Source organism: Thiomonas delicata (assembly GCF_900088825.1).
Lineage (GTDB): Bacteria > Pseudomonadota > Gammaproteobacteria > Burkholderiales > Burkholderiaceae_C > Thiomonas_A > Thiomonas_A delicata.
In genome coordinates this window covers 175228-194186 of sequence record NZ_LT592171.1, presented here as the reverse complement: position 1 = coordinate 194186, position 18959 = coordinate 175228, and the positions used below count along the sequence as shown (strand labels likewise).

Below are 18959 nucleotides of genomic sequence, written 5' to 3'. Positions count from 1 at the left end.
CGAGTTCAGGCCGTCAGGGCCTGCTCCAGTCCCTGCAGGATGACGTCGCGCGGCAAATCGATGCCGATGAACACCAGTTTGCTCTGGCGCGGCTCGTTGCCCCAGGGCGCCGCCAGATCGCTGCCCATGAGCTGGTGCACGCCCTGGAACACCACCTTGCGGTCGATGCCCTTCATGTTGAGCACGCCCTTGTAGCGCAACATGCGGGGGCCGTAGATCTGCACGATGGCGCCGAGGAAATCCTCCAGTTTGGCCGGGTCGAACGCCTTGTCGGACCTGAACACGAAGGACTTCACGTCGTCGTCGTGGTGATGATGGTGCGGGTGGTCGCAGTGTTCGCCATGCGCGTGGTCGTGGTGATCATGGTCATGGTCATGCTCGTCGGCCTTGAGGAACTCGGGATCGATGTCGAGCTTGGCATTGAGGTTGAAGCCGCGCAGGTCGAGCACCTGGTTCAGCGGCACCTCGCCAAAGTGCACCACGCTTTGCTTGGCGCGCGGGTTCATGTGCGCCAGGCGGTGCTGCAGCGCCGCCACGTCGTCCGCGCTTACCAGGTCGGCCTTGGAAATGAAGATCTGGTCGGCGAAACCCACCTGCCGCTGCGCCTCGAGGCGGCTATCCAGCTGCTGTTGCGCATGCTTGGCATCCACCAGGGTCAGCACCGAATCGAGCAGGTACTGGCTGGCGACCTCGTCGTCCATGAAAAAGGTTTGCGCCACCGGGCCGGGGTCGGCCACGCCGGTGGTCTCGATCATCACGCGGTCGAACATCAGCTCGCCCTTGCGCCGGCGCGCGGCCAGGTCGGCCAGGGTGGCGCGCAGGTCTTCGCGGATGGTGCAGCAGATGCAGCCGTTGGACATCTGCACGATCTGTTGTTCCGAGTCCTGCACCAGGATGTCGTTGTCGATGTTTTCCTCGCCGAACTCGTTCTCGATCACCGCGATGCGCGAGCCATGCGCCTCGCTCAGCACGCGTTTGAGCAGGGTGGTCTTGCCGCTGCCGAGGAAACCGGTGAGGATGGTGGCGGGAATCAGGGGTGTGGACATGGTGTTCGGAATTCGGTTGTCGGAAGAGGGGCGCTCGGGCAGACATGCCGCGGCGCATCGCGTCCCAGTGTAAAACCCGCCGCAAAGCCCCGCTGCTCAACGCGTTTGCAGCAGCAGGCCCTTGAGATATTCGCCTTCGGGGAACGACAGCAGCACGGGGTGGTCGGCCCCGGCCCGCGCCCGCGCCACGATGTCGGCCTCGACGCCGGCATCGAGCGCCGCGCCGGCCACGATGCTCTGGAACAACGGGGCGTCGATGCCGCCGGAACACGAGAACGTGAACAGCCAGCCGCCCGGCTCCAGCAGGGTCAGCGCCAGGCGGTTGATGTCCTTGTAGGCGCGCGCCGCGCGCGCCGCCGAGGCCGCGGTGGGCGCCAGCTTCGGCGGGTCGAGCACGATGGCGTCGAAGCGCCGGCCTTGCTCGCGCAGGCTGCGCAGGGTGGCGTTGACGTCGGCATCCAGCATGGTGCTGCGCGCCGCGTCGAAGCCGTTGAGCCGCACATGCTCTTGCGCCTGCGCCAATGCCGGGGCGGACGAGTCCACCGTGAGCACCTGCCTGGCGCCGCCGGCCAGCGCGGCCAGGGTGAAACCGCCCGTGTAGCCGTAGCCGTTGAGCACCCGATCGAGCCGTTGTTCGCGCACCAGCGCGGCGAAGCGCGCGCGGTTGTCGCGCTGGTCGAGGTAGAAGCCGGTCTTGTGGCCGGTCTGCACGTCGACGTGAAAACGCATGCCGTGTTCCTCGATGTCGACGCGGGTCTCGCCGTGGCCGTGCAGCCAGCCGCTCGCCGGCTGCAGGCCTTCGAGACCACGCACCCCGGCGTCGGAGCGCTCGAAGACCCGCGCCTCGGGCAGCAATTCGCGCAGCAATGCCGCGAGCATGGCCTTGTTGCGCTCGATGCCGGCGGCCAGCGCCTGCAGCACGACGATGTCGCCATAGCGGTCGACGATGCAGCCGGGCAGGCCGTCCGACTCGCCATGCACCAGGCGCACGGCCCGCATGTCCAGCCCCAGCCGGGCGCGGCGCGCGATGGCCTGCTGCAGGCGCAGGCGGAAAAAGTCGCGGTCGATGCGTTGCTCGGCGTCGAAGCTCCACATGCGCAGGCGGATCTGCGAATTCGGGCTGAACGCGGCCCAGCCCAGCACCCGTCCGTCGGCGGCGTCCACGCGCACCGTCTCGCCGCTGTCGGCGCCGCCGCGTGCAATGGCGCCGGCGAAAACCCAGGGATGGCGGCGCAACAGGGCGCGTTCCTTGCCTTCGTGCAGGCGGATGACTTTCATGGATGGCTTTCGGATGGCAGGGAATGAAGACCGGGCAGGCGGCGGCGCCACCGGCCCACGGCGTGCCGCAATGGCGTCAACGCGGTTTTTTGGCGCGGGGATGCGCCGTGTCGTACACCTTGGCCAGGTGCTGGAAATCGAGCCGGGTATAGATCTGGGTGCTGGCGATGCTGGCATGGCCGAGCAGTTCCTGCACCCCGCGCAAATCGCCGCTGGACTGTAGCAAATGCGAGGCGAACGAGTGGCGCAGCATGTGCGGGTGCACGGCGGTGGGCAAGCCGGCCGCGCGAGCGCGAGCGCGCAATTCCTCCCACACCCTTTGCGGGCTGATGCGGCGCCCGCGCGGGCCGAGGAACAACGCCGCCTGGTCGCTGGCGACCGACGCCGGCGAGGCCGACGGGCGCAGCGCCAGCCAGTCGCGCAGGGCCTGCAGCGCCGGGGCGCCCACCGGCACGGTTCTGCGCTTGCCGCCCTTGCCCAGCACGGTCACCTCGCAGGCGTCCCAGTCCACCCAGCCGGCGGATTCGTGTTCGGCGGTGCGGGTGTAGCGCATGTCGAGACCGACGAGTTCCGACACCCGCAGCCCGCTGGAGTACAGCAATTCGGCGATGGCCCGACCGCGCGCCCGGGCCAGGGGGCCTGCAGGCGTCGATGCTTCCGGCGTGTCGGCCGCTGGCGCATAGCTCGCCAGCGCCACCGCCTGATCCACGCTCAGCGCCTTGGGCAGCGGCCGCGCGGCACGCGGCGCGCGCACGTCCTGCACCGGGTTGCTGGGCAGGCGGCCATGTTGTCCCAGCCAGGTGAACAGGCCGCGCCAGCCCGACAGGCGTGCGGCGATGGCGCGCGGCGTCATGCCGCCGCCATGCAGGGCCGCGACCCAGGTGCGGATGTGGTGCGGGGTGATGCCCGCGAGCGGCAACTCGTGCGATTGGGCGCGCGTCTGCAGATCTTCCAGGTCGCGCCGGTAGTTCGTCAGCGTGCGCGGCGACAGCCTGCGCGCGTGGCGCAGCATGTCGAGGTACTCGTTGCATGCTTGCCGCAGTTCCGCGTCGCGTTGCGGCGCGCCGCCTCGACCCGGCTCGGGTTTGATGGGGCTGGCCATCGCCGCGGGTTGGCCGGGAATCCGTTGCGCGGCTTCAGCCGCCGCGCACCAAGTGCAGCAAGCCGGCCGAGGCGAGATGGCCGATGCGGGAGAGGAATTCCGTGCCCATGTCGGCGGTGAAGCGGCCGGCGCTGGGCGAGCCCAGCACGAGCAGGCCGAAGGCCGCGGCGTCGGTGTCGCGGCGCAGCGGGATCAGGGCCAGAGACTGCGCCGGCGTTTCGCCGTCCAGCCAATTCGCCGCTTCGAACCCTGCGTTCGCGCCGCAATACGGCTGACTCAGGCTGTTCGCCAGCACCGGGATGTCGTCGCCCACGCCGGCCGCGTAGTCCTGCGTGGCGAATTCGGGGCGCAGGTTCCACAGGCGCAAGGCCGCCTGCGGCAGCTGGAATTGCTGCTGGATTTCGCGCACCACCGCCTGCGGCAATGCGGCCGGGTCGCGCTCGAGGAGCATGGCGCGCACCCAAGCCAGCAAGCGTCCCGAGATCGCCTCGTTCTCGGCGGCGTTGCGCATCAGGTCGGCCAGCCGGTGCTCGAGGACGCGCATCTTGTCGCGCATCATCTCGATCTGGCGTTCCTGCAGCGAAACGGCGCGGTTGCCGTGCGGGCTTTGCAACTGCACGCCGGCCAGCAGTTCGGCGTGGCGTTCGAAAAATTCGGGGTGTTCGGCGAGGTAGGCGGCCAGATCTTGTTCGGTGAGTTGCATGGGCGGTCTCGGAGAGGTTGTCGGACAGGTGGTGTTCAGAGTTCGATCGTTCCGTCGAACACATGTGCCACCGGGCCGGTGAGCAGGACGGGGCTGGCGCCGCCGTCCCAGGCGATGGTCAGCCGCCCGCCGCGGGTGTCGACGTCCACCGGGCTTTGCAGCCAGCCGTGGCGTATGCCTGCGGTCACCGCGGCGCAGGCTCCCGTGCCGCAGGCCAGGGTTTCACCCGCGCCGCGTTCCCACACGCGCAGCCGGATATGGTGCGGGGTGACGACCTGCATGAAGCCGGCGTTGACACGCTGCGCAAAGCGCGCGTGATGCTCGATGCGCGGTCCTTGTTCGGCCACCGGCGCGGCGTCAGCCTCGTCGACGCGCTGCACCGCATGCGGGTTGCCCATCGACACCACGCTGACCCAGGCCGTGCCGGAACTGCCCAGGTCGAGCGGCCAGAGCTCGAAACCGCCTTCGGTGCGCGGCGCGAGATGGGCGGCGTCGAACGGAACCCGCGCCGGCTCGAAGCGCGGCGGCCCCATGTCCACGGTGACGCGGCCGTCGTCTTCCAGGCGGGGCTGGATGACGCCGGCGTGGGTGGCGACGCGGATGGCGCGCTTGGCCGTGAGCCCCTGGCGGCGCACGAAGGCGACGAAGCAGCGCGCGCCGTTGCCGCATTGCTCGACCTCGCCGCCGTCGGCGTTGAAGATGCGGTAGCGGAAGTCCACGTCCGGGGAGGGCGGTGGCTCGACCACCAGGATCTGGTCGGCGCCCACGCCGAGATGGCGGTCGGCCAGCTGGCGCAGTTGCTCACGCGACACATGCAGCGGTTCGCGTGTGGCGTCGAGCATCACGAAATCGTTGCCGGCGCCGTGCATCTTGGTGAACTGAAGTTTCATGCGGCTGCTTGTGGGTCAGTACAGCGAAGGCTCGCCGGGCGGGCGGGTCTTGAACCGCTTGTGCACCCAATGATATTGCTCGGGCATTTCCAGGACCCGCTGCTCGATGAAGCGGTTCATGCGCAGCAAGTCGGCGTCGAGGTCGGCCAGGGTTCCGCCGGCCACCCGCGGGAAGCCGTCCCAGACCGGATACACCGTGATGGCGTAGCCAGCATAGCCGGGAAGCATGCGCGCCACCACCGGGTAGACGCGCGCCTTGCTGGAGGCCGCCAGGCGCGGCACGGCGTCGAGCGTCGCGGCCGGCACGCCGAAGAAGGGGATGAAGCGCGAGTGGCGTTCGCCGAAGTCCATGTCGGGCAGGGTGTAGAACGGCGTGCCGCGGCGCAGCGCGCGCAGCATGCCCGAGGCGCCGTCGCGGCGCGAGACGATGCGCTCGGTGTGGAAGCGGCTGCGGCCGTCCAGCACCCAGCGGTCCAGCGCCTTGGACTTCTGCGGCGTGTACATGCCCGACAGCGGCCTGCGCGCGGCCAGCGTGAGCGCCGTCCAGGCCGCGTCCATGCCCTCGAAATGCAGGCCCAGGAGCAGGGCCGATCCCTTGCCGTGCAAGGCTTCCTCCACCGCGCCCTCCAGGTGAAGGACGCGCGCCAGCCGCTGCGGGCTCGCCCACCACAGCACGACGCGGTCGAGGAAGGCGCGGCTGACGCAGACGAAATGCGCCTTCGCCACGCGTTTGCGCTCGGCCTCGGTCCATTGCGGGAAGCACAGTTCCAGATTGCGCAGCGCAATCGCGCGCCGCCTGCGCGCCAGCGGCCACAGCGCCAGGCCCACCGCCGTGCCGATGCGGCCGATGGCGCCGTAGGGCAGGAAATGCAGCAGCCAGAGCGCGCCCAGCGCCAGGCGCGCACCGAACGCGGCTTCACGCGTGGCGGGTTGCTCCTGGGGCGGTGGCGCCGCGTTGTCGGCTTTCGCGTTCATGACGGCGAGGTCTCGGCGGGTGAGGGTTGGGTCGCGGGCATCGAGCCGGGCGGCGCCTTGTAGCGGTTGTAGCCCCAGAGATACTGCTGCGGACGCATGCGGATGAGGCTCTCCACCGCCTGGTTGATGCGCGTCGCGGCTTCCACCGGATCGTCGGGCAGCGGGTCCTCGAAAGGCCGGAAATGCAGGATGTAGCCCTGGCCGCGCGGCAGACGTTCGGCGAACACCAGCATGATCTGCGCCCCGGTGAGCTGCGCCAGACGCGCGGGCAGGGTCATGGTGTAGGCCGGGCGGCCGAAGAACGGCGCCCAGACGCCTTCGCCCGCGGCGGGGGCCTGATCGGGCAGCAGGCCCACGGCTTCGCCGTTGCGCAGCGCGCGCAGCAGCGGACGCATGCCGGCTATCGTGGCTGGAACCGTGCGCAGTTGGCCGCGCGGCCTGGCCCGCACCAGCTTGTCGACCCAGGCCTTGCGCGGCGGGCGGTAGAGCACGGTGATCGGCCTCCACTCCGCCGCCACCTGCGCCGACACCTCGAAGCAGCCGAGATGCGGCGTGAGGTACAGCACCCCCCGGCCTTCGGCCGCAGCCTGGTCCGCAGGCTCGCGGCCCTCCACGCGCACGCGGCGCACCGCCGCGCGCGGGCCGCTGCGGAACCACACGAATGGCATCTCGCCCAGCATGCGCCCGGTTTCGCGCGCGACCGCCAGCGCCATGCGGTCCGGCGCATAGCCGGCTTGCGCGAGGTTGGCGCGCAGGCGCTCGCGGTAGGCGGGCGACGCGGCATACACCGCCAGGCCCAGCAGGCCGCCCGCGGCCTGCAGCAGGCCGAGCGGCAAAAGGGAGAGCGCACGAAACAGGCGCAGCATGAAGGCCAGGGAGGGTTGGAAAGTCGGTTTCGCAAACCGTGCGGGCCTGCCCGGACCGCAGGCGGCGGCAGGCTGGCGGCGGCACACCAAACCGGCAATCTTACGCACCCCACGCCGTGCCCGGCATCGGCTTAGAATGCAAGCCGGTCGCCGAGTTAATGACAACTTGCGGGGCGACCGGCAGCGTGCAAACCACGATCTGCCGAACCCATACCGCTAAAGCGTCGCCGTGCGGGGTCTCAAGCGGTGACGGAACTGCAACCCAACTGGAGCACCGCCATGGCTGATTCCTTCCTCTTCACCTCCGAATCCGTGTCCGAGGGCCATCCCGACAAGGTGGCCGACCAGATTTCGGACGCTATCCTCGACGCCATCCTCGAACAAGACCCGCGTTCGCGCGTCGCCGCCGAAACCCTGGCCAACACCGGCCTCATCGTGCTGGCCGGCGAGATCACCACCAACGCGGTGGTCGACTACATCCAGGTCGCGCGCAACACCCTCAAGCGCATCGGCTACGACGACGCCGACTTCGGCATCGACCACAAGAGCTGCGCCGTGCTGGTCGCCTACGACAAGCAGAGCCCCGACATCGCCCAGGGCGTCGATCGCGCGCACGACGACAACCTCGACCAGGGCGCCGGCGACCAGGGCCTGATGTTCGGCTACGCCTGCGACGAAACCCCCGAGCTGATGCCCGCGCCCATCTACTACGCGCACCGCCTCGTGGAACGCCAGAGCCAGCTGCGCCGCGACGGCCGCCTGCCCTGGCTGCGCCCCGACGCCAAGAGCCAGATCACCTTCCGCTACGAGAACGGCCGCCCGGTCGCCATCGACACCGTCGTGCTGTCCACCCAGCACGCGCCCGACATCGAGATGGCCGATCTGCGCGAAGGCGTCATCGAGCACATCATCAAGCCCGTGCTGCCGCACGAGTTCATGCGCGGCGAGGTCAAGTACCTCATCAACCCCACCGGGCGCTTCGTCATCGGCGGGCCGCAGGGCGACTGCGGGCTCACCGGGCGCAAGATCATCGTCGACACCTACGGCGGCGCCGCCCCGCACGGCGGCGGCGCCTTCTCCGGCAAGGACCCGAGCAAGGTCGACCGTTCCGCCGCCTACGCCGCGCGCTACGTGGCGAAGAACATCGTCGCCGCCGGTCTGGCGAGCAAATGCCTGGTGCAGATCTCCTATGCCATCGGCGTGGCCCAGCCCACCAGCATCATGGTCACCACCCAGGGCACTGGCGTGATCGACGACGCCAGGCTCGAACAACTGGTGCGCCGCCATTTCGACCTGCGTCCCAAGGGCATCGTGCAGATGCTCGACCTGCTGCGCCCGATCTACGCCAAGTCGGCCGCCTACGGCCACTTCGGCCGCGACGAGCCGGAGTTCACCTGGGAAGCCACCGACAAGGCCGCCACGCTGCGCGAAGACGCGGGGCTGGGCGCATTGCGCGGGGCGGTGGCGGTCTGACGGCAGGCGGCGCGGCCGGGCTGGTCGCCGGCTGCCCGGCTTGAAGCCGCGTCACCCCGAACTGCGAAGCCGCGCATGATCACCCTCTACGGCATACCCAATTGCGACACGGTCAAGAAAGCGCGCGCCTGGCTCGGCGCGCAGGGCGTGGCGCACGCCTTCCACGACTTCAAGAAACAGGGCGTGCCCGAGGCGGCGCTGGATGCTTGGCTGGCGAGCCTCGGCTGGGAGGCGCTGGTCAACCGCAAGGGCACGACCTGGCGAGATCTCGACGACGCCACGCGCGCCGCCGTGGTGGACGCGGCCAGCGCACGCCGCGCGCTGCTGGCCCGGCCCAGCCTGATCAAGCGCCCGGTGGTGCAATGGGCCGACGGCGCGGTCACCGCCGGCTTTGACGCCGCCGACTGGCAGCGCCGCGTCTGAGCCCCGTGGCCGGCCCGGAGCCTCGTGCGCCGCTCCGCGTCCGAGTCTGTCGTCCATTCCGGAAATCTCAATAACATGGCGGCTTCGCCTTCATGGCCTCCCCATTCATTCCCATGAGCACCACCCAGATCGGCGGCGTGACCGTCAACACCCAGGCCAGCGTGTACTTCGACGGCAAGTGCGTCAGCCACGGCATCACCTTCCCCGACGGGACGAAGAAGTCGGTCGGCGTGATTCTCCCCGCCACGCTCACCTTCAACACCGGCGCGCCCGAAATCATGGAGTGCGTGGCCGGCGCGTGCGAATACAAGCTGGCCGGCAGCGACGCCTGGGTCAAGTCCGGCCCCGGCGAGACGTTCAGCGTGCCGGGCAACAGCAGCTTCCAGATCCGCGTGTCCGAGCCCTACCACTACATCTGCCACTTCGGCTGATCCATCGCCCGAGCCTGCCATGAGCACCATCCTGCAAAACCTGCCCAAGGGGCAGAAAGTCGGCATCGCCTTCTCCGGCGGCCTGGACACCTCGGCCGCGCTGCTGTGGATGAAGAAGAAGGGCGCGATGCCCTACGCCTACACCGCCAACCTCGGCCAGCCGGACGAATCCGACTACGACGAGATTCCGCGCAAGGCCATGGCCTACGGCGCGGTGAAGGCCCGGCTGGTGGACTGCCGCCGCCAGCTCGCGCACGAAGGCATCGCCGCCATCCAGTGCGGCGCCTTCCACATCAGCACCGGCGGCATCACCTACTTCAACACCACGCCGCTGGGCCGCGCCGTCACGGGCACCATGCTGGTGGCCGCGATGCAGGAGGACGACGTCCACATCTGGGGCGACGGCTCCACCTTCAAGGGCAACGACATCGAGCGCTTCTACCGCTACGGCCTGCTCACCAACCCCAGCCTGAAGATCTACAAACCCTGGCTCGACCAAACCTTCATCGACGAACTCGGCGGCCGCAAGGAGATGAGCGAGTTCCTCATTGCCAACGGCTTCGACTACAAGATGTCGGTCGAGAAGGCCTACAGCACCGACAGCAATATGCTCGGCGCCACCCACGAGGCCAAGGACCTGGAGCACCTGAGCTCCGGCATCCGCATCGTCAACCCCATCATGGGCGTGGCGTTCTGGAAGCCCGAAGTCGAGGTCAAGGCCGAGGAAGTCACCGTGCGCTTCGAGGAAGGTCAGCCGGTGGCGCTCAACGGCCAGACCTTCGACTCCGCGGTGGACCTGTTCCTCAAGGCCAACGCCATCGGCGGCCGCCACGGCCTGGGCATGAGCGACCAGATCGAGAACCGCATCATCGAGGCCAAGAGCCGCGGCATCTACGAAGCCCCCGGCATGGCGCTGCTGCACATCGCCTACGAGCGGCTGGTCACCGGCATCCACAACGAAGACACCATCGAGCAGTACCGCATGGGCGGCCTGCGCCTGGGCCGCCTGCTCTACCAGGGCCGCTGGTTCGACCCGCAGGCCATGATGCTGCGCGAAACCGCCCAGCGCTGGGTGGCCCGCGCCATCACCGGCGAAGTCACCCTCGAACTGCGCCGCGGCAACGACTACTCCATTCTCAACACCGAAAGCCCCAACCTCACCTACGCCCCCGAACGCCTGAGCATGGAAAAGGTGGAGGACGCGCCGTTCTCCCCGGCCGACCGCATCGGCCAGCTCACCATGCGCAACCTCGACATCACCGACACCCGCGCCAAGCTGGGCATTTACGCGAAGACCGGGCTGCTGTCGCTGGGCGAGGGGGCCGGCATGCTGAGGCTGGAGGGCGAGAAGGGCGAATGAACGCCGCCTCGGACAAGCCGCTCTTTGGAGCGGCTTTTTTTGTGCCTGGTTCCCCGAACCATCGTTCACGACAGAGCAACAGCCGGTCAGTCAGCGCGCAGTGTGTGTGCCGAGCGATTTTCACTGGAGAGGCGAAGAATCTGCCGGCGTCTTGTTTTTATCTCGTCCGATAACATCGAAAACAGTTGTTATTCGACGATCTAAATTACGTTAGGAGCCTTGCCGTGGCGTTCTTAATCTTCGCACAATTGATACTGCATAACGCAACAGCGATGCCTAAAGAATGACCGTCGATGAACTGAAGACACATCTGTGCGAACTAATTGCCAGGTACGTTACAGATGAAGTTGCAAAGGAGCGACTGCTCGACTTGGTGGAGCGAGATGATGTTCCCGTGAAGGGAATCCTCGTCGAGTTGACTCCGTTTACATCTGGCCGTGTGAGCGAGGAGGACGGGAAGGTGATCGGTGAAATTGCTTATTACTTTTGCTAAACAGCTCGGTTTCATAAATTGGGGCAATGTCGCACATGACTAACAGGCCCCTAACCCGGCGGTCAACACGGACGCTGCGCGAAAAAGCCGCGCAGCGCCGGTTACCTCCACTACAAGGGCTTCCCCTCGAAAGTCAAACACCGATCCAGCCGTGAAGCATCGCAGCGCGATAGATCACGGAGCGGACGTTGGATGACGGTTTTCCACCCTCAGCGCCAGGCCTGCGTTGCTCACAGAGCAAGGGATGCGGACAGCGAAACTACAAACGGTCATGGATGCTGCTTGAATAGCAGCGGACCCTGATGAAAGACGCGCGCGGGGGACCCATTCGTTAGCCGAGGAGGGTCGATGCTTGCATCGACCCTGGACTCCTTGAGTTAAACGGTCACGCCCCGCGCAGGTCCAACCTTGACTCATCAACGGCGGCGGCTGCACGCGGTGGTGGAAATCGAATCAAATCTCCTCTTGTTGGCTGATGTGTTCGGTTGAGCCGCTCGGTGCTCAGGTCGGCAATCTGAAATCCTCGCCCCGACTGAGCACCGCCCAGCACATGCGGGCGTTCTTGGCCGCAATCGCCACCACGGCCTTCCAGTAGCCGCGTCGCTGCGCCAGCGCCGTGGCCCAGCGGCTGATCGGGTCGCTCTTGTTCTTGGCTGCCGCCAGCACCGCTCTGGCACCCAGCACCAGTAAGCTGCGCAGGTACGGGTCGCCGGCCTTGGTGATGCGGCCCAGACGCTGCTTGCCGCCCGAGCTGTACTGGCCGGGCACCAGACCGAGCCAGGCACACAGTTGGCGCCCGCATTTGAAGTCTCGGCCATTGCCGATGGTGCTCAAGAGCGCGGTGGCCGTGATCTCCCCAACCCCCGAGAGCTGCATCAGGCGCTGTGCTTCGGCGCTTTGGCGGGCCATGGCTCGGATGTGCTGGTCGTACTGGGCGACGCGTTCATCGAGCCGGGTGACCTCGCTCAACAGATCCCCGATCACGGTATTGGCCCAGCCCGGCAGATCTTCCAGGCGGGCCAAGGCCTCGCGACGCACCACAGCCGCCTTCAACGGCAGCACGATGCCCAGCTCCGAGAGCAGGCCGCGGATGCGATTGAGCGTGGCCGTGCGTTGCTCGATAAAACCCTGGCGGGCACGGTGCACCAGCAACTGGCCTTGCTGCTCGATGCTCTTGATGGGCACGAAGCGCATGCTGGGCCGGGTGATGGCCTCGCAGATGGCGGCGGCGTCCGCCGCATCGTTCTTGCCGCGCTTGCCCGAGAGGCGGTAAGGGGTGACGAATTTGGGCGCTATCAGGCGCACGGTGTGGCCGAACTTCTGAAACTCGCGTGCCCAGTGGTGGGCGCCGGAGCACGCCTCCATGCCGACGAGGCAGGGTGGCAGTGCGGCGATGAGTTCGAGCAGTTTGGCCCGCGGCACAGTGGGGCGAACCAACACCGCTTTGCCTGCGGCGTCCACGCCGTGAACCGCAAAGACGTTCTTGGCAAGATCAATTCCGATGGTGACAATGCGCATGGCCTTCCCCTTCCACAAAACGAGTGAGTTGATGAGAGATCGCACTTCCCATCGTGGCACCTCGATGCCGTACCACGCAACTGCGCGGATCACTCGGGACGGGGAAGTCCCTTTCATTCGTTAAGTCCATGCAGCAGTAAGCCAAGCCGAACGTCCAATCCACCACCCTCATCCCATGCTCGGTATTCACCACATCACCCTGTTTCCGCTTTTCGCCGCGCTGCGTAATATGCCGCTTGGTTCGGTGCCGGACCTCTGACCTTTTTGCTCCATGGAATCGATACAGACCGATGCTCGCTTCTGATGCCCCCGACACCGGGCCCGGTGTGCGGGCCTGCGTGGCCTACGACCGCAGCGGGCAGCGCGTGGGCGATATCGCGCTGGAGGCCATCAGCGACATGCTCGCCTTGCCCGATCGGTTCGTCTGGGTGGGCTTGTACGAGCCGGATGTCGCCTTGCTGGCGCAGATGCAGGAGGAGTTCGCCTTGCATCCGCTGGCGGTCGAAGATGCCGGCAACGCGCATCAGCGGCCCAAGCTCGAGGCCTATGGCGAGTCGCTGTTCGTCGTTGCGCGCACCGCGACGCGCCACGGGGTGCATGTGCGCTTCGGTGAGACGCATGTTTTTCTGGGGCGGAACTACATCCTCACCGTGCGGCATGGTGATTCGCCCGGCTACGCGGCGGTGCGCCGCGCCGCCGAGCAGGCGCCGGCACTGCTGGCGCAGGGGCCGGCGTATGCACTCTACGCGGTGCTCGACGCCATCGTCGATGGCTACCTGCCCATCGTCGAGGCCTATCAGGGAGAACTGGAGGAGTTGGAGGGCGACATCTTCGCCAAGCAATGGCGGCGCGGCACCCTCAAGCGGCTTTACGCCATGCAGCGTGAACTCACCCGCTTGCGCCTGGCCGTCGCGCCGCTGCAGGACGTGCTGGCGCAGCTCCAGCGCCTGCACGGCGATCTGATCCCCGATTCCGTGCGCCCCTATTTCCGCGACGTGAACGACCACGCCAGCCGCATCAACGACACCGTGAGCGTCCTGCGCGAAATGCTGTCGGCCGCCATGAACGTGTCGGTCTCGCTCGTCACCCTCCAGCAGAACGAGGTGGTCAAGCGGCTGGCCGGCTGGGCCGCGCTGTTGGCCGTGCCGACATTGCTCACGGGCTGGTTCGGGATGAACTTCCGTCACATGCCCGAACTCGACATGCCCTGGGCCTATCCCGCCCTGATCGTCTTCACGCTGGCCTTGTGCGGTGGCCTGTATTTCTGGCTGAAGCGGGCCCGCTGGCTTTAGCCGACCGTTGAAGTCAGAAGCGAAATCGGTCTGACCGCACGTCCACCTGCTGCCCACTTCCCATGCTCGGCATCCATCACTTCGCGCTGTTCCTGCTCGCCGGTCTGCTGCTCAATCTCACGCCGGGGGCGGACATGCTGTTCATCGTGTCGCGCAGCGCCGCGCGCGGGGCGCGTGCCGGGGCGGTCGCGGCGCTCGGCGTGGGGGCGGGCTGCCTGGTGCATGTGACGGCCGCCGCGGCGGGATTGTCGGCGTTGATCGCGGCGTCCGCGACGGCGTTCGCGGTGGTCAAGTGGCTGGGCGCGGCCTATCTGGTGTGGCTGGGCGCAGGCTTGCTGCTGGCGCGTCGTGCCGGCGCTGCCCCCGTTGTGGAAGGCGCCGCGCGGGCGCCCGAGCAGACCTTGCGCGCCATATTCCTGCAGGGCATGCTGACCAATGTGTTGAACCCCAAGATCGTCCTGTTCTTTCTCGCCTTCCTGCCGCAGTTCGTCGACAGCACGGGTGGCGCGCAAGGCTGGGCTTTCCTGCTGCTGGGCGTGGTGTTTGACATCAACGGCACGCTGTTCAATCTCGGCGTCGCCTGGTTGGCGGCGCGCACGGGTGCCCGCCTCGGGCGCGCGCAGGCGCTGGGGGCTTGGTTGCGCCGCGCGACGGGGCTGGTGTTCGTGGGCCTTGGTCTGCGACTGGCGCTGGCCGCGCGCAACTGAGGCCCGAAGCATTTAGAATCGCCCACTCCCTGAGGAGCGTTGCAACGCACGGTTTGTCCGTCGCCAGGCTCAGGGACCTGATCGCAAACCGCCGACCTTTCTGGTCGTTCGTGTTTTCTTTCAACGGCGCTCACCCAACCCGTGCCGGGCGCGGGATGCGGTGTGCATCCGACCCGGCCGCCGTTTCATGGAGAACCGAATGAACGCTGTGGCCGACTTGAACACAACTTCCGATTGCGCGATTGCCGATATCACCCTGGCCGACTGGGGCCGGCGCGAGATCCGCATCGCCGAAACCGAAATGCCCGGCCTGATGGCCATCCGCGAGGAATTCGCGGCGGGCCAGCCGCTGCGCGGCGCGCGCATCACCGGCAGCCTGCACATGACCATCCAGACCGCCGTGCTGATCGAGACCCTGCAGGCGCTCGGCGCCGAGGTGCGCTGGGCTTCGTGCAACATCTTTTCCACGCAGGACCACGCCGCCGCGGCCATCGCCGCCAGCGGCACGCCGGTGTTCGCGGTCAAGGGCGAGTCGCTTGAGGACTACTGGGACTACACCCACCGCATCTTCGAGTGGAGCGACGGCGGCTACTCCAACATGATCCTCGACGACGGTGGCGACGCCACCCTGCTGCTGCACCTGGGCGCCCGGGCCGAGTCCGACATGGCCGTGCTCAGCAACCCCACCAGCGAGGAGGAGCGCGTGCTGTTCGCCGCGATCAAGGCCAAGATCGCGCGCGACCCGAAGTGGTATTCCACGCGCCTGGGCCACATCAAGGGCGTGACCGAGGAAACCACCACCGGCGTGCACCGCCTGTACCAGATGCACCAGCGCGGCGAGCTGCGCTTCCCGGCCATCAACGTCAACGACAGCGTGACCAAGAGCAAGTTCGACAACCTCTACGGCTGCCGCGAATCGCTGGTGGACGGCATCAAGCGCGCCACCGACGTGATGGTGGCCGGCAAGGTGGCCGTGGTGGCCGGCTATGGCGACGTGGGCAAGGGCTCCGCGCAGGCGCTGCGCGCGCTGTCGGCCCAGGTCTGGGTGACCGAGATCGACCCGATCTGCGCGCTGCAGGCGGCGATGGAGGGCTACCGCGTGGTGACGATGGACTACGCCTGCGACAAGGCCGACATCTTCGTCACCGCCACCGGCAACTACCACGTCATCACCCACGACCACATGGCCCGCATGAAAGACCAGGCCATCGTCTGCAACATCGGCCACTTCGACAACGAGATCGACGTCGCCGGGATCGAGAAGTACACCTGGGAAGAGATCAAGCCGCAGGTCGACCACGTCATCTTCCCGGACGGCAAGCGCATCATCCTGCTGGCCAAGGGCCGCCTGGTGAACCTGGGCTGCGCCACCGGCCACCCCAGCTACGTGATGTCGTCGAGCTTCGCCAACCAGACCATCGCCCAGATCGAGCTGTTCACCCAGACCGCCAAGTACCCGGTCGGCGTCTACACCCTGCCCAAGCATCTGGACGAGAAGGTCGCGCGCCTGCAACTCAAGAAGCTCAATGCCCAGCTCACCGTGCTGACCGACCAGCAGGCCACGTACATCGGCGTGCCCAAGGACGGCCCGTACAAGGCCGACCACTACCGCTATTGAACCCCGGCGGGCTGGCGCGCGAACCCGGCGCCGGGTTCGCGCTTCGCCGAGCTTCGCTGGCCGTGCCGCCGCCCGCAGCGGCTTTCCCCGGCCGGGTCCTTGCCCGGCCGCTCCCGAGATCTATGCCGGTATGGACATTCCCAACCTCAGCTTCGAGTTCTTCCCGCCCAAGACGCCCGAGGGCGCCGTGAAGCTGCGCGCCGCGCGCCAGCAGCTCTACGCGCACCGCCCGCAATTCTGCTCGGTGACCTTCGGCGCCGGCGGCTCCACCCAGGACGGCACCCTGCACACGGTGAAGGAAATCGCCGAGGAGGGGGTGGCCGCCGCACCGCATCTTTCGTGCATCGGCGCGAGTGCGGACAGCATCCGCAACCTGCTGCGGCGCTACCGCGCCGAGGGCATCCGCCGCATCGTCGCGCTGCGCGGCGACCTGCCTTCGGGCTACGGCATCGGCGGCGAGTTCCACCACGCGCGCGACCTGGTGGCGTTCATTCGCGCCGAAACCGGCGACTGGTTCCACATCGAGGTGGCGGCCTATCCCGAAACCCACCCGCAGGCGCGCACGCCGCAGGACGACCTGCGCCATTTCGCCGAGAAAATGCGCGCCGGTGCAAACTCGGCCATCACGCAGTACTTTTTCAACAGCGACGCCTATTTCCGCTTCGTCGACGAAGCCGCCGCCATCGGCGTGGACGCGCCCGTCGTGCCCGGCATCATGCCCATCACCAACGCCAGTCAGTTGCTTCGCTTCTCCGAGGTGTGCGGCGCCGAGGTGCCGCGCTGGATCCGCCTGCGCCTGCAGAGTTTCGGCGACGACCGCGCCAGCATCCTGGCCTTCGGCCGCGAGGTGGTGGCCGACCTGTGCGACCAGCTCCTCGCCGGCGGCGCGCCGGGCTTGCATGTCTACACCCTGAACCAGGCGGCCCCCACGCTCGATCTGCTGCGCGATCTCGGCGGCCGCTGACTGCCTGCCGCCTGGAGTGTTCAGGCACCGCAGCAGGCCGGCGGCAACCGCGGCGCGGCGAGGCAGGGGCCGCCGCGCGTTTCAGCTTGCATTGCAGGTCGTCCGTCGGGTCGCGGCGCCGGGAGCGCAATCGCCCCCGGCCCGCCGGCGGCGATTGCCGGTGGAGTCGGATACGCCATGCCGCGCACGGCGGCTTTGACGACGCGCACGCTGATCGGCCCCCAGGCGGTGGCCACCACGCGGCCATTGCCGCGCAGCACGTGGCTGTCGCCCGGGCGCAGAAACACGTCGTCCAGCGCGCCCTCCTCGGTCAGCCACAGCAACGGGGCCGGCTCGGCCGGGAAGGGCGACGGCGTGGCCTCCACACGCAGGCCGCGCGCGCCGCGCAGGAGCATGGAGTCGCCAGCCTGCAAGGCGATCCATTCGCGCCGCAACCGCAGCGGTGTTGCATTCCATTCACGCATGATTCTCTCCTTCGTGCCGATACGCCAATCGACGGCCTTGGTGTCGGGCGGTGACATCGATCACCCGATAACGATGCTGGAAATCGTAGGCATGCTCGGCCTTTCCGGATAGCGGTCTTTTCGTATCCTTATCATGCGTTTGTTGCATGCTTCTGGCCGTCCCCAGGGGCAGCGTGCCAGCCTCGCCCACTGGTGGGGGAGGTGCCGACCCCCTTCCCATGCACGGGGAGGGTTGGGGTGGGGAGAGATTCGCACGATCACGAGTTGGGAAACGTCGAGAGGAGCACGCCATGTCAACCGCCAGTTCGCCGCCGAGAGGTTTCCCGCGCCGCATCGACGCCGGCAATCTGCGCGCGTTCGAGGCCGCCGCGCGCCTGGGCAGTTTCACCGCCGCGGCGCGCGAACTGTTCGTCACCCAGTCCGCGCTGAGCCGGCAGATCCAGACGCTGGAGGCCGAGGTCGGCGTGGCGCTGTTCCTGCGCGACGGCCCGCGCATCCGGCTCGCCGAGGCTGGCGAGCGATTGGCGGCGGCGCTGCGCCCGGCGCTGGCCGCGCTGGACGGCGCGGTGGACGACCTGCGTCAAAGCACCCAGCGCCCGCGCGTGCGCATCACCACCTTCGCCTCCTTCGCCAGTTTGTGGCTGATGCCGCGGCTGCCCTTGTTCCAGGCCGCGCATCCCGAGGTGGATATCGCGGTCGAGGCCTCGGACCGCTTGGCCGACCTGGATGCGTCGGGCCAAGACGTGGCGATTCGTTTGCCTCACCCCGACAACCCGCTGGCGCGCGCGCCCGGCGCCCGGGTGTTGTTCGAGGAGCGCATCGCGCCCGTGTGCAGCCCGCGCCTGCTCGCTGAACTAGAGGCGCGCGGCGGCTTGCGCACTGCGGCGGATCTCAAGCGCACCACGCTGATCGCCGATGTTGGATCGCGCGGCAGTTCACCATTGCAGGCATGTCATATCGAAGCACTGTCCTGGCCGGGCTGGTTCGCCGCGATCGAGCACGCGCCGGTCGAGCCGCTGAGCTGGCTGGACTTGAACTTCACCCACCAGGCGGTGCAGGCGGCGCTGGCCGGCATGGGCGTGGCCATGGGGCAGATGACGCTGGTGCAGCATCTGCTGGCCGACGGCAGCCTGGTGCTGCCGCTGGGGCCGATGCGCGGCAGCGGCTGTTTCTACTATCTGGCGCAGCGCGTCGACGCCGTCAGGCGTCCCGAAGTCATGGCTCTGGTCCAATGGCTGGAAGCCGAGCTGCACGCGCCGGCGCAGAGCGAATCCGCTTGAGGTTCGCCCGGCAGCGCAAAATTGTTGCCGCGTTCGCGGCTTCGTTCTCAGGCCTCGGGCCTGTGCCACCAGGGCG

General features: G+C 67.8%; 18 protein-coding genes and 1 riboswitch. Of the genes, 9 read left to right on the top strand and 9 right to left on the bottom strand.

Translation table 11 applies throughout. The annotated features are described in order from the left end of the window. Positions 1–5: 5 nt before the first annotated feature. From THIARS_RS10435 to THIARS_RS10405, 7 genes are all read right to left on the bottom strand, one after another. Positions 6–1046, bottom strand: a complete 1041-nt coding sequence (locus tag THIARS_RS10435) for a CobW family GTP-binding protein (protein WP_094160890.1) — start codon at positions 1044–1046, stop codon at positions 6–8. A gap of 96 nt (positions 1047–1142) precedes the next feature. Then, a complete protein-coding gene (locus THIARS_RS10430; protein WP_094160889.1) occupies positions 1143–2324 on the bottom strand; it encodes a class I SAM-dependent rRNA methyltransferase in 1182 nt (393 codons plus the stop codon). A 76-nt stretch (positions 2325–2400) separates the two neighbouring features. Further along, positions 2401–3426 (bottom strand): tyrosine recombinase XerC, encoded by a 1026-nt coding sequence (locus tag THIARS_RS10425; protein WP_281254198.1) that lies wholly within the window; start codon positions 3424–3426, stop codon positions 2401–2403. A gap of 34 nt (positions 3427–3460) precedes the next feature. Then, complete coding sequence (locus tag THIARS_RS10420; protein WP_094160888.1) at positions 3461–4129, bottom strand: DUF484 family protein; 669 nt, start codon at positions 4127–4129, stop codon at positions 3461–3463. A 35-nt stretch (positions 4130–4164) separates the two neighbouring features. After that, the gene (gene dapF / locus THIARS_RS10415; protein WP_094160887.1) at positions 4165–5019 is read right to left on the bottom strand and encodes a diaminopimelate epimerase; all 855 of its coding nucleotides are present in this window, start codon (positions 5017–5019) and stop codon (positions 4165–4167) included. Between the two features lie 15 nt (positions 5020–5034). Continuing rightward, positions 5035–5994 carry an LpxL/LpxP family acyltransferase gene (locus tag THIARS_RS10410; protein ID WP_094160886.1) on the bottom strand — a complete coding sequence of 320 codons (960 nt, stop codon included), beginning with the start codon at positions 5992–5994 and terminating at the stop codon, positions 5035–5037. Next, positions 5991–6860 carry a lysophospholipid acyltransferase family protein gene (locus THIARS_RS10405; RefSeq protein ID WP_094160885.1) on the bottom strand — a complete coding sequence of 290 codons (870 nt, stop codon included), beginning with the start codon at positions 6858–6860 and terminating at the stop codon, positions 5991–5993. Before THIARS_RS10405 ends, THIARS_RS10410 begins: the two co-directional genes overlap by 4 nt. A 279-nt stretch (positions 6861–7139) precedes the next feature. Here THIARS_RS10405 and metK point away from each other — a divergent pair, with 279 nt between their 5' ends. The 4 genes from metK to argG all read left to right on the top strand — a co-directional run bounded on the left by metK (position 7140) and on the right by argG (position 10547). Beyond that, positions 7140–8333 carry a methionine adenosyltransferase gene (gene metK / locus THIARS_RS10400; RefSeq protein WP_094162065.1) on the top strand — a complete coding sequence of 398 codons (1194 nt, stop codon included), beginning with the start codon at positions 7140–7142 and terminating at the stop codon, positions 8331–8333. Positions 8334–8408: 75 nt separating this feature from the next. After that, the gene (locus THIARS_RS10395) at positions 8409–8756 is read left to right on the top strand and encodes an ArsC family reductase (RefSeq protein WP_094160884.1); all 348 of its coding nucleotides are present in this window, start codon (positions 8409–8411) and stop codon (positions 8754–8756) included. A gap of 113 nt (positions 8757–8869) precedes the next feature. Next, positions 8870–9187, top strand: a complete 318-nt coding sequence (gene ppnP / locus THIARS_RS10390) for a pyrimidine/purine nucleoside phosphorylase (protein WP_094162064.1) — start codon at positions 8870–8872, stop codon at positions 9185–9187. A gap of 19 nt (positions 9188–9206) precedes the next feature. Continuing rightward, positions 9207–10547: an argininosuccinate synthase gene (gene argG, locus THIARS_RS10385; protein ID WP_094160883.1), complete on the top strand. Its 1341-nt coding sequence runs from the start codon at positions 9207–9209 to the stop codon at positions 10545–10547. A gap of 994 nt (positions 10548–11541) precedes the next feature. On the opposite strand, the gene THIARS_RS10375 is transcribed toward argG, so the two are convergent. Continuing rightward, positions 11542–12558 carry an IS110 family RNA-guided transposase gene (locus THIARS_RS10375; RefSeq protein WP_094160751.1) on the bottom strand — a complete coding sequence of 339 codons (1017 nt, stop codon included), beginning with the start codon at positions 12556–12558 and terminating at the stop codon, positions 11542–11544. 290 nt (positions 12559–12848) lie between these two features. Between THIARS_RS10375 and corA the strand changes: the two genes are divergently transcribed. The 4 genes from corA (at position 12849) to metF (ending at position 17139) form a co-directional block, all read left to right on the top strand. Continuing rightward, on the top strand, positions 12849–13850 hold the full coding sequence (gene corA / locus THIARS_RS10370; RefSeq protein ID WP_094160881.1) for a magnesium/cobalt transporter CorA: 1002 nt from the start codon (positions 12849–12851) through the stop codon (positions 13848–13850). A 62-nt stretch (positions 13851–13912) separates the two neighbouring features. Further along, positions 13913–14557 (top strand): LysE family translocator, encoded by a 645-nt coding sequence (locus tag THIARS_RS10365; RefSeq protein ID WP_094160880.1) that lies wholly within the window; start codon positions 13913–13915, stop codon positions 14555–14557. Positions 14558–14582: 25 nt separating this feature from the next. After that, a riboswitch (S-adenosyl-L-homocysteine riboswitch) is annotated at positions 14583–14696 on the top strand. Between the two features lie 60 nt (positions 14697–14756). Further along, a complete protein-coding gene (ahcY, locus tag THIARS_RS10360; protein ID WP_094160879.1) occupies positions 14757–16175 on the top strand; it encodes an adenosylhomocysteinase in 1419 nt (472 codons plus the stop codon). A gap of 130 nt (positions 16176–16305) precedes the next feature. Beyond that, the gene (gene metF, locus THIARS_RS10355) at positions 16306–17139 is read left to right on the top strand and encodes a methylenetetrahydrofolate reductase [NAD(P)H] (protein ID WP_094160878.1); all 834 of its coding nucleotides are present in this window, start codon (positions 16306–16308) and stop codon (positions 17137–17139) included. A gap of 20 nt (positions 17140–17159) precedes the next feature. Here metF and THIARS_RS10350 read toward each other — a convergent pair whose 3' ends face one another. Then, positions 17160–17603 carry a DUF2917 domain-containing protein gene (locus THIARS_RS10350; protein ID WP_186436656.1) on the bottom strand — a complete coding sequence of 148 codons (444 nt, stop codon included), beginning with the start codon at positions 17601–17603 and terminating at the stop codon, positions 17160–17162. A 290-nt stretch (positions 17604–17893) separates the two neighbouring features. Here THIARS_RS10350 and THIARS_RS10345 point away from each other — a divergent pair, with 290 nt between their 5' ends. After that, positions 17894–18883 (top strand): LysR substrate-binding domain-containing protein, encoded by a 990-nt coding sequence (locus THIARS_RS10345; protein ID WP_186436655.1) that lies wholly within the window; start codon positions 17894–17896, stop codon positions 18881–18883. The last annotated feature ends 76 nt before the right edge of the window (positions 18884–18959 follow it).